Annotated in this window: 12 protein-coding genes and 1 pseudogene; 11 read left to right on the top strand and 2 right to left on the bottom strand. The window is 38.8% G+C overall.

Annotated features, from left to right (window positions below; genetic code table 11):
• Positions 1 to 35 precede the first annotated feature (35 nt).
• The gene (locus BCT11_RS04085) at positions 36 to 395 is read left to right on the top strand and encodes a hypothetical protein (RefSeq protein WP_102387265.1); all 360 of its coding nucleotides are present in this window, start codon (positions 36 to 38) and stop codon (positions 393 to 395) included.
• Positions 396 to 890: 495 nt separating this feature from the next.
• Here the strand turns inward: BCT11_RS04085 and BCT11_RS04100 are convergent, their stop codons facing one another.
• Positions 891 to 1,343 (bottom strand): hypothetical protein, encoded by a 453-nt coding sequence (locus BCT11_RS04100; protein WP_039977653.1) that lies wholly within the window; start codon positions 1,341 to 1,343, stop codon positions 891 to 893.
• A 304-nt stretch (positions 1,344 to 1,647) separates the two neighbouring features.
• Between BCT11_RS04100 and BCT11_RS04105 the strand changes: the two genes are divergently transcribed.
• The 5 genes from BCT11_RS04105 to BCT11_RS04140 all read left to right on the top strand — a co-directional run bounded on the left by BCT11_RS04105 (position 1,648) and on the right by BCT11_RS04140 (position 6,143).
• Positions 1,648 to 2,718 (top strand): PIN domain-containing protein, encoded by a 1,071-nt coding sequence (locus BCT11_RS04105; protein WP_102387252.1) that lies wholly within the window; start codon positions 1,648 to 1,650, stop codon positions 2,716 to 2,718.
• 257 nt (positions 2,719 to 2,975) lie between these two features.
• Positions 2,976 to 3,110 carry a hypothetical protein gene (locus BCT11_RS28510; protein ID WP_277869648.1) on the top strand — a complete coding sequence of 45 codons (135 nt, stop codon included), beginning with the start codon at positions 2,976 to 2,978 and terminating at the stop codon, positions 3,108 to 3,110.
• Between the two features lie 370 nt (positions 3,111 to 3,480).
• Positions 3,481 to 4,089, top strand: a complete 609-nt coding sequence (locus tag BCT11_RS04120) for an SLATT domain-containing protein (RefSeq protein WP_102387254.1) — start codon at positions 3,481 to 3,483, stop codon at positions 4,087 to 4,089.
• Between the two features lie 150 nt (positions 4,090 to 4,239).
• A complete protein-coding gene (locus BCT11_RS04125) occupies positions 4,240 to 4,644 on the top strand; it encodes a hydrolase (protein WP_241908977.1) in 405 nt (134 codons plus the stop codon).
• A gap of 707 nt (positions 4,645 to 5,351) precedes the next feature.
• The gene (locus BCT11_RS04140; protein ID WP_102387258.1) at positions 5,352 to 6,143 is read left to right on the top strand and encodes a hypothetical protein; all 792 of its coding nucleotides are present in this window, start codon (positions 5,352 to 5,354) and stop codon (positions 6,141 to 6,143) included.
• Positions 6,144 to 6,349: 206 nt separating this feature from the next.
• Here the strand turns inward: BCT11_RS04140 and BCT11_RS04150 are convergent, their stop codons facing one another.
• Positions 6,350 to 6,652 (bottom strand): hypothetical protein, encoded by a 303-nt coding sequence (locus BCT11_RS04150; protein WP_038887808.1) that lies wholly within the window; start codon positions 6,650 to 6,652, stop codon positions 6,350 to 6,352.
• A 239-nt stretch (positions 6,653 to 6,891) separates the two neighbouring features.
• Between BCT11_RS04150 and BCT11_RS04160 the strand changes: the two genes are divergently transcribed.
• The 5 genes and pseudogenes from BCT11_RS04160 to BCT11_RS28295 all read left to right on the top strand — a co-directional run bounded on the left by BCT11_RS04160 (position 6,892) and on the right by BCT11_RS28295 (position 10,603).
• Positions 6,892 to 7,869 carry a hypothetical protein gene (locus BCT11_RS04160; RefSeq protein WP_133152138.1) on the top strand — a complete coding sequence of 326 codons (978 nt, stop codon included), beginning with the start codon at positions 6,892 to 6,894 and terminating at the stop codon, positions 7,867 to 7,869.
• 13 nt (positions 7,870 to 7,882) lie between these two features.
• Positions 7,883 to 7,985: pseudogene (locus BCT11_RS04165) on the top strand (DUF3265 domain-containing protein).
• 552 nt (positions 7,986 to 8,537) lie between these two features.
• Positions 8,538 to 9,473, top strand: a complete 936-nt coding sequence (locus tag BCT11_RS04180) for a hypothetical protein (RefSeq protein WP_086467607.1) — start codon at positions 8,538 to 8,540, stop codon at positions 9,471 to 9,473.
• Between the two features lie 200 nt (positions 9,474 to 9,673).
• Entirely contained in the window at positions 9,674 to 10,024 is a 351-nt protein-coding gene (locus BCT11_RS04190; protein WP_102387263.1) for a hypothetical protein, read from the top strand.
• Between the two features lie 153 nt (positions 10,025 to 10,177).
• Positions 10,178 to 10,603, top strand: coding sequence for a hypothetical protein (locus BCT11_RS28295; RefSeq protein WP_229617581.1), 426 nt, complete (start codon positions 10,178 to 10,180; stop codon positions 10,601 to 10,603).
• Positions 10,604 to 10,741: the final 138 nt, after the last annotated feature.

Below are 10,741 nucleotides of genomic sequence, written 5' to 3' on the forward strand. Positions count from 1 at the left end.
CCCCTTAACAGGGCGTTATGTACTTGGAGAAAAATATGGATTTTCTCGTAGGTGTAGACCTTCAGGATTCATTTGTTTTGGGTTGGCACTACAATGATCAAACTCTTGAAATTGAACTAGAGTTTAGCATCTGGCCTGAGTCTAAATATTATGAAGCTCCAAAAATAGGTGAGCATACTTGCTATCGTTCGGGGTCTCTTCTTTTTGAGGGTGTCTTGAGTATTAATGGGCTCTTGAATCAAAATGATATACAGCCGACCATAGACCTTGACGGTTCAAAAGACTACGGAAACATCGACTACTTTGAAAAGAACCAATCATATTTCAAGGTTGCAGGTGGCTTTGGGAACATAGAATTTGAAAGCTCAGGTGTTCATTTTAAACTACGTACATAACAAACTGTTCAAGAGGGATTCGCAACGCGTGGCATTTTTACTATGCGTTGGTTTTAGTGATTAAGGTGGAATGCAGCGGCTTCGGTATTGCGTTGCTCACCCCTTAACAGGGCGTTATGCCAAAATGCTCTATGGGATATATAGAGAGTACACTATTGAACCTAATATTAAGGAAATAAACAAAATGTTTATTAGATTAAAGCGTAATTTTTGGTAAAAGTCTTTTTGTTTTCTATAGTGTTTTATGACTAAAATGCTTGATATTATAGGGACTAATATCAAAGGTTTTCTTAGGGCAATATCTAAGATCATTGAATTCATGATGTAAGTTGTATCACCAAGCATTTCATTGCTAAGTGTCGTAAAGTGATTACGAGAGAGTATTAGAAAGCAATAACCTCCCAAAAGAAAAATAGTTGCAAATAGCAATAAATTGTTTATGAAGTTTAATGTTTTATTTTTTACAGTTTTTAAATATTGCGACATCAGAAATTCCTACTTAGAGCTTTCAGTTTTCATAGCTCTAATCTGCCCCCTAATTTTAGTTGAGGCTAACTGGTAAGCATCTATTTTTATATTGAATTTATCTATGGCAGATTTCGCATTGCCAATTTTATCAATTACCTTCAAAGTCACGTCACCTTTACTTGAGCCGAAGGATGTTCCTTTTACCTCGACGTCTACGTGACTTCCAAGAAAGTTTTCGTACTGTAATAATTTTTTAGCTGATTCACTTTCTACTGTCATCCACTCCGTTTGAGCATGACCAAATATTAAAGTACTTGATTCTCCACCGACAGATAAGTAGTCAGCGACTCCATATAAGCGCGTTGGAGCATTACCATCATTAGGTTTTGTTTCTATATAGCAGCCAGATATTAAATTGACACCGATCGGTAGCTTGGGGATACCTGCGCCTAAACCACTAATAGTAATTCTAACTTTCATTAATACTTTCCTAAATTTCATCTCATTATGGGTGTTGTAGCATATTGAGGCTTTGTGTCGTTCTTTAGTTCCCAGCTAAGCGAGTGGACTCTCAAATTTACTATTGATCCCATGTAATAAAAGATGTTGAAAAGTTTGCGAGCTCCCGCTTTTGGCATAACAAAGCGTTTAAGAGTGATTCTCAACGCTTGGCATTTTTAGTTTGTATCAGCTTTAGTGTTTACGGCACAATAGTTTAGATTAGGTGGTAGCGTTGCTCACACCTTAACGCGGCGTTAAATTTCAAATTGACATAGGTGTCAGAATGTTAGAAACAAGAAATGTATTTATAGATACGCAGTATTTCGTAAAAAGTAATTATAATTTTGAATCTATCTCTTTTTTATCGTTGAAAGAGCTTTGTCAAAAGGAAGAATTGCGCTACCTGATGACCAGTGTAGTCGAAAGAGAGGTTGAAAATAAAATTGAACTCTCCATTAAGGAAGCGCTGGGGTCACTTCAGTCTTTTAAAAGAAAAGCTCATATCCTGTCCACAATAGACGACCCAAGTTTGTCTTCCTTGTTTGCTGATGTTCGAGAAGAGGATGTATATGGTAAGGCAAACGAAGTTTTCCATAGCTTCAATACAGAATGTAAGTATGAATATGTTGAAGCAGATCAAATAGACCCTGAAAAATTATTAGAGCTCTACTTTGAGAAAAAGGCTCCTTTCGGTGACGGTAAGAAAAAGTCTGAGTTTCCCGATGCAATTTCTTTATTGTCTCTAGAGACATATCTAGAGGAAAGCGAAAAGCTGTACGTCATTTCAGATGATAAAGATCTCAAAGCATATTGTGAGGGAAATGAAAGACTTATAGCAGTTGATAGTTTAGAAAAGCTACTTGATATTTATAACCTCCATACAAATGCTCGAACGGAAAAAGTAAAGCAATTTATCGAATCAAAGACAGACGAGATCAAAGCGCAGGTTTCAGATTATATCTCTGGTAGTGACGTATATAATAGCTCCAGTTGGGAAGACGCTGAGGTTGACAGTTTTTCGGTTTCAGAAGTTGGTGATTTTGAAATCAACGTTGTTCATGTAAGCGACGAAGAGTGTCAGCTGGCTTTAGACTTAACCATTGAGCTAGATGTGACAGTTATCGGTCCAGACTTTTCCAACGGTGTTTACGACAAAGAAGATGGGCATTTCTATTCGTTCGGTTCAACCACAAGGGAAGAGGTAATTCCTTTTGACTTTATTTGTGAGCTTAACTTGAGCTATGAGTTTGTCGGAGGGGAGTTAGAAGACGTCGAAATCGTAGACTTATACATACCTAAGGCGCATAGCATTGAGGTAAATGTTGAAGAGCATGACCAGTCAGAATGGTATTAGTTGAAATTTAACAAACTGTTTAAGAGTGATTCGCAACGCGTGGCATTTTTACTATGCGTTGCGTTTAGTGTTTAAGGTGGTATGCGGCGGCATCGGTATTGCGTTGCTCACACCTTAACAGGGCGTTAGTTTGCAAGAGGAAAAACGCAGCAATATCGCAAGATCTAGTGTTAAAAGTTCAAAGTCGAAATCGTCGTATCGGCGTTCAATTTCAGTGTTAACTCACGTGGTGAAAATCCAAAAGTGACATCGTTTCAATGGTTGATTTGTTCTTTGGTGCGGTGACTTTTGGGTTCTCTGAGTCGAACTTTTTCGCTGAAACTCTGCTCGTTGAGTTTGTCGATACAAAAGCCGATTTACTTGCTGCAAGGACGTTTTCTTTGGTGTGGTAAGTTCACGTGGTTTCAGTGACTTTGTTGAAAGTCCGCATTGCGAGATTGTTTTTCCAAAAGCTCTTTTTGGTGTTGTGAGTTCGTTTTCTGCGTCGTTGTTTGTTCCACGTGGTTTCATTGACTAGCCGTTTTTAGACTACGCCTGACTTAAATGCATCAAAGCACATAAAGTTTGTTGTTTGCAAAGTTTAAAATAACGTAAAATCAACGCTTTGGGTTTGCAAACTAACAAACTGCTCAAGAGGGATTCACAACGCGTGGCATTTTTACTATGCGTTGAATTTAGTGATTAAGGTGGTTTGCGGCGGCTTCGGTATTGCGTTGCTCACCCCTTAGCAGGGCGTTATATGAATGGGAGACATTTTCGAAAGTGAAAAAAGAACAAAGTTACAACAATCTGTACAAGAAGATCGATGCAACATCAAAAACTAGGTTTCACGCGTCAAGGCGCTTGAAGGGACATGCGAAGTTTTCGACTTACTCGGTAGTATTAATTTCTCTAGCTCTTATTTTAATCTCACTGATGCAAGCTTATGAATTGGGCAATAACATTAATAGTGAGCTCGTAGGTTTAATACAAGTTTTCTCCTCTGTGTCTGTATTGGTTTATTCACTTCTAATTGATAAAAATGATTACTCTAACTTAGCTGAAAAGATGTACTCCTGTGCTGCCCAATTAGGCGAACTTAAGCAAGAAATATATCCAATGCTCGACAAAAAATTCGAAGAGAAGGACTATCAGAAGTATCGAGTAGAATACAACCGCATTTTGAAACTCTACGAAACTCATTCTACTAATGACTTCCGTGCAGATTATTTGCGAGCTCAGTTAGACATGCCTGAGCATTACCCTATGAAATGGCCGCAAAGGAAAAAGGTTCAGTCTCAAGTCGTTTGGGCTCTTTTCTGGAACCACCTTTCTTACATTACACTCATCCTAATTTTGGGGTATGTGGTCTGTTGGCTTTGGTTTGGCTAATTCATATAACAAGCAATTTAAGAGGGATTCACAACGCTTGGCACTTTTGCTTCTACTTCAAATTTAGTGTTTGCGGTACAATGCATTAGGTTGGGTGGTGGCGTTGTTCACCCCTTAATTGGGCGTTATGTGCTTTGGGAGAAAATGGAAATGGATATTCCCGATAGATTCAAAAATGTAAGATACGTTTCATCCCGCATTCCGGGTTGCAAAGATGATTCAGACTTAACGCTTGGAGCTAACTGCCAGGTCTTTGCTTATAACCTGCTCAGAGACTTCGGTCTAAATCCACCTAACTACCGTTCTAGTGAACTGTGGGATGACTCGGAGTTTAGTGAGGTGGTTACTGAGTTTAAGCCGTTAGATATCATGATGTATAACGACTCTACAGACTCATATGGAGCACATGTTGGCGTATATGCTGGTAATGGAATTGTCTATCATCTTTCTTTATCCAACGGTGTGCCTAAGTTTGAGCGTCACTTGGACTTGCTTCAACAAAGTAAATATCGGTTTTTTATTGGTGCCAAGCGTGTAAAAAAGTTTGGTGTATAACGTAAGCACGCACATAACAAACTGTTCAAGAGGGATTCGCAACGCGTGGCATTTTCTCTATGCGTTGAGTTTAGTGATTAAGGTGGTATGCGGCGGCTTTTGTATTGCGTTACTCACCCCTTAACAGGGCGTTAGTACGGGTTTGACATCAAAGGTCATAAGTTTTGGTGTTTATCTGTTTTTGCGCTCGTCTTTACACCTTTCAGTTTGTACCTTTCACGTTCTTTCCGGTGGCACTATATGCGGAGTGTTCGCTTTGATTTCACCGTTTACGGCTTCTAACTCTTAGTCTATTTCTTTGGTGCTTCTTCATTTTCGTGGTGGCTTTTGAGAGAACCTTGATTACTTTTGGTGTGGCTGTTGAAGTACGAGGAAAGAATCCTTTTCTAATTTGAAGCCAGTAAAAGTAGGGGAGTTCAGTGCGTTTTTCTTCTAGCCAACTCTCGTCTCTTAACCGAGTTTAAGTTTTGTAGCTGCCCGTCTCACTTCAGTGTTCAAAGCCTTTCATATTATGCCACTTTTCAATATCTTGGAGCGCATAAATAGAAGTAGCGCATGTACTAACAAATTGCTTAAGAGTGATTCGTAACGCGTGGCATTTTTACATTGCGGTGGCTTATGTGATTAAGGCGCTGTGCGGTAGCTTTTGTGTTGCGTTACTCACACCTTAGCAAGGCGTTAGAATTTTAATAGAATTAGGTGATCAAATGGCATTAGATAGTTGGAATAATATTGATAAGTTTACTCAAGAATGTGAAGAATACTATTGTGCATTCTTGGATATACTTGGTTATAAGAATAAATCGGATGAGTTTTTTAATGAGTCATTTAATTTATATGGTAGGTTCGAGAGAGCTCTTTCTGTGTCAATCGATATGTGGGAAACGGTTGGGCAAACTGGATTGGCTAATACGAGTGAGCTGGGAGTAAAGTTTTTCTCGGATAGTATTGTTGTAACACATCCTAAAAAAAGAAATGAAGTTGACGCTTTATATAATGTTCTGATGTTCTGTAGAGTTCTAGCTACCCACCTTAGTTTTGAAGGTTTATTTGTGCGAGGTGGAATATCCGTAGGGGATCACGTAGAGAAAAACAATACAAAATTTTCATTTCTATCATCTAAAGCTTTAGAAAAAGCTTATAAACTAGAGTCTGAAAAAGCTGTAACTCCACGAATCCTAATTGACGAAAATGTAGTTAAAGATGCAAAAGGTCATACTTTAAGTTTGATTATAAAGGATAGAAATGAATATATGCTTCACTTTGCCCCTCAACTGATAAATGATCAGGGTGATAATCAGAGCGTAGTAAAAAAGGAAATGAAAGATATATATAGAATCTATAAGTATGAGTCTAACCAAAAAGTGAAGGAAAAGTATCAATGGTTACTTAGCTACTATTATTGGACTCTAACTACGACGCCTAATATCATTATTCGTGATTTTGAAAAATTCAAAGTTGGTGATGTGGACTCTTTCGAGAAAGTAGAAAAATTCTAACAAACTGTTTAAGAGTGATTCGCAACGCGTGGCATTTTTACTATGCGTTGCGTTTAGTGTTTAAGGTGGTATGCAGCGGCATCGGTATTGCGTTGCTCACACCTTAACAGGGCGTTAGTCGCCAGAAAAAGCTAGCAATCAAAATCATGTTTCTGAGCTTAAAATTTGACAGCTGTTTGCTTGGTACATCGACTAATCGTAGATCATTAGAGCTTAGTTCTAGCTGTTTTAAGTCCAGAGTTTTGTACCTGTCCTAGCGGTTGTTTTGTTCTTTGGTGCTTACAGAGTAGGGCAATCGAGAGTCTATTTTTGGTTGCAACTCCGCTCGGTGAGTTTGTCGGTACAACAGCCGATTTACTCGCTGAAATGAAGTTTTCTCTGGTGTTGTAAATTCCACGTGGTTTCAGTGACTTCGTTGAAAGTCCGCACTGTGAGATTAGCTTTTCAAAAGCGCCTTTTGGTGTTGTCAGTTCTTTTTCTGCGGCGTTGTTTGTTCCAAGTGGTTTCATTGAGTAGCCGCTTTGAGACTACGCCTGACTCAAATGCATCAGAGCACATAAAGTTTGTTGTTCGCAAAGTTTAGTTCGGCTTAAAATTGTCGCTCGGTGCCTCGCGACTAACAAGCTGTTTAAGAGTGATTCGCAACGCGTGGCATTTTNNNNGTGTTTAAGGTGGTATGCGGGAGCTTCGGTATTGCGTTGCTCACACCTTAACAGAGCGTTAAATGCACATTGGATTGGTAAGGCTTATGAGAGAAGTTCAAAGGATAAAGTTGATTAAAGCTGGAATAGGAAAGGCTCAGAAGGCATCAAATCGCCGTGAATATTCCTGTATGGAAATTGGCTGTAAAGAAAAAGCAATAAAGTCCCATTCTCAACAAAAGAAGTGCCAACTTGACTCAATTGCTGAGGATGGGTGGGTATATAGTGTAGAGAAGGGGCTTTATAATATTTTTTCCGGAAAGCCACGAGAACTACTTGTTAAAAAAACCATAACTGAATCGTCTAGGTACAAAGGTTATTGTAACAGTCACGATACAGAGATTTTTTCTCCTATAGAAAATGAAAGTCTGGATGTTACTGATGCTTATCACAACTACCTTTTGTTGCTTCGGAGTGTTAGTTATGAATCTGCAAACAAAAGGGACTCCTACCTTAGGCAAATCGATACCCTCAAGCAAATTGGGGAGCTGATGCATCCCCAAGGTCGAAGTGGTTATGAAGCTTCGACCGCAGGTATTAAATTATTTTTAGATAAAGATTCGCCATATTATTTCCAAAGACTAAAGGAAATAGATGAAGCAAACAGTTATAGTGATAGCGTTACTTTCCGTTCTTTCGAACTTCACGGGAATTTAGGTGTGTCGTGTACAACTTGCTTTTCTCCTCTACGTGAAAAGCATTCTGAATGGATGACTGAGCATTTTGAATCCCCTCAACCTTTTATTGCTCTCAGTATTGTGCCATCGCAAAATCGAACATTAGTTTCATTCTGCTGGTTTGCTGAGTTCGATGAGCTTTGCTCGGATTTTAAAAACTTAGTAAACGATGAGAAATTGATCTCTATTCTTAATATGTATGCATTTACCGAATCCGAAGACGTATGTATCAGCCCCTCTTTATGGGAAAAATTAAGCGTTGAAGATCGACAAAATATCTATAGGCATATGGGAAATAGTGATTCTTTGCCTAACGCAGAAGATGTGCCTTTAGTCATGCGCACATGATGCATTTAACAAACTGTTTAAGAGTGATTCGCAACGCTTGGCATTTTTACTATGCGTTGCGTTTGGTGTTTAAGGTGGTATGCGGCGGCTTTGGTATTGCGTTGCTCACACCTTAACAGGGCGTTATGTGAACAAAACTGAGATTGATGTCGAGTTTATGAAAATATGATGCTCGACAGTTTCTGAACTGGAACAAATACTACTTCAAATCATAAACTTGGAGCGTCAGCATTGTGAGGTTTGTTTTAGTTGCACTAACACTGAACCATTTCATTTACTTATATTTCGAGTACTTTATCGACGGTGTAATGAGTAACCCTAGCGAAGCAGGCCAAGCTCCTGGGTATGGGATGGTTTACTCATTGTTGCTCTTTCCTTTCCAGCTTTTTCTAGAACTAGTATTAATTGTCGCTTTGCTGTACCAAACTTTAATAGTTCGTCAATGGAAAGGGAGCATATGGTACTGGTCTCCTTTTTATTAACGTTGCTTCTGATCCTAGATATTGGATACTGAGTTTGCATGTTCACATAACAAATTGTTCAAGAGGGATTCGCAACGCGTGGCATTTTTACTATGCGTTGGTTTTGGTGATTAAGGTTGTATGCGGCGGCTTTGGTATTGCGTTGCTCACCCCTTAACAAGGCGTTAGAGAGATAGAAGGGTTATTATGAATTTTCAGCATTTATCATTTGCTTTGATTTGGTGTTTTGGTTTGGTTTTACTCATTTTTATACCTAGTCACAGCCTATCACTTCCATTATCTGTGAAAGGATTATTTTCTTGGATTGGAATTATCATCCTGTTGTTTTTAGTTCTAAAAAACGTATGGAAAGCCAAAGCGAACGAGTACAAAGAGTACAAAGAGTTTTACTTCTATTTAAAAGGAAAAATCCCTTTTATCGGCAAGGAATTAGTTGAAAGTAAAGCCTCCATTAATTTATCGTTATCTGGTGCGATTTGTTGGTTTTTAATACTAATATTTAAGGATGGATTTTTATCTTTCCCTCTATTCATTGTGGGTTCTATCCTGATTATTTGGGGGCTCTCTTTGTTTTTAGAAGATAATGGAATATATAAATTCACTGAGTCGAAACTGTCAAATAAATGGGTTCTAGGTTCTTTAATTGCATCATTGACATTCTGGGCTAGTTTCAAAAGTGCAGGACAGATTAATAACGTCTTTGGCATCGATCCTTCGCTTTTCCCATTTACATTAGCAGCAATGACAGTATACAACATTGCATTGTTTGTATTTTTACTTATGATCCCTGTGTTTTTGATGACGTCATTATATATGGTATTGAAAACAGTCTATGGATTAATAACTAAAAATCACCACAGTGAACTTACGATTTTTCCTATTATCATTGTGTTTAGTGCATATGCGTCAATGACCGGTTTGTTAATGCTTGACACCAAAAATCAGAAAAAGACTGTAAAGTCAGTGGCATACAGAACAGACTATAATTCTAAGCATCTTTGTGATGTTGAATGGCTAAAGGGTGAACCAGTTATTTTCGTGGGTCCCAATTCAAACTATGTTCTTGGACGCTCTGAAAGCAACAAAGAACTGCAAGTGATACAAAAGTGCTTATCTCTCTAACAAACTGTTTAAGAGTGATTCGCAACGCGTGGCATTTTTACTATGCGTTGGTTTTAGTGTTTAAGGCGGTATGCGGCGGCTTCGGTATTGCGTTGCTCACACCTTAACAGGGCGTTATGCGTCAGGGCTAAAATTGGACTAATAATATGAAGTAATTTCATGGTATGTTTGCCGCCTAACATCTATTAACGGGAAATTTCATGTTAAATCGTGGCGCATTATTACTCCGATATACTCAAGAAGCAGTGGATTGGTTGAACAAAGTTGATCCAACTGGAGTTTCTGACTTGACGGTAGAGTCTGCAAATGAAGATCGCACTGTATATTTAGTAAGTAGTGAAGTCGCTGATTCACCTGATACAGTCAAAGAGTGGGTGAAATTGAACTGCGATGTACTTTTTGAGGGTGAACTGTTTGATTGGTATGTAGACCAATCACTTTGGCCGCAAAAACGTAACTGGGCGTTGTTTCAAAAGTGGTTCAAAATCGAGTGCCACTCAGTCATTGAAGATACCATGTTAGGCTCTCCGATCGTGGATGAAGACGCATAACAAAGCGTTTAAGACAGATTCCCAACGCCTGGCATTTTTAGTGCTATCGTTGGGTTTTGTGTTTACGGTGCTGTAGTTAGGTTTTGTGGTAGCGTTGCTCACTACTTAACGCGGCGTTATATCACCCACAATGATGTTAAACAGGATTCATTTATGACGACAAGTCAAAATCATAAATATACTCAGTTAAAGTGGTTGTACTCAGCTTTGAGTGGTTTATGTGCAGCATACTTCTTAGCTCTCTTTAGTGGAGGTGCCAGCTTAGAAAACTCAGTTTTGCTCCAGCTTGCCACATTGTGTTTTTCAATTTGTTTGCCGGTTTTCACGACTTTTGCTTTTGCTCATGTGTATATGTATGAACTGGATGCATCCGTTGAAGTTTGCGATGAGGCTCTTAACGAACCTTGGGTTAACCGAATTACCATCGGTAGTTTTGGGTGTCTGGTGTCGGCTTTCATATTTCTGATCGGCTACTTTTCAATAACTGCGATGATAGGCTTTATCATTGTATCTGCTTTGTGTGTTTACTGTTTTATCGAATTTGCAGCAAAGTTGAGTAGTCAGCGCGCTGAAAATTAGTGATATAACAAACTGTTCAAGAGGGATTCGCAACGCGTGGCATTTTCACTATGCGTTGGTTTTAGTGATTAAGGTGGTATGCGGCTGCTTCGGTATTGCATTGCTCACCCCTTAACAGGGCGTTATTTCCGCAACGGA

It is taken from the genome of Vibrio sp. 10N.222.52.B12, assembly GCF_002875385.1.
In the GTDB taxonomy this organism is placed as follows: domain Bacteria; phylum Pseudomonadota; class Gammaproteobacteria; order Enterobacterales; family Vibrionaceae; genus Vibrio; species Vibrio jasicida.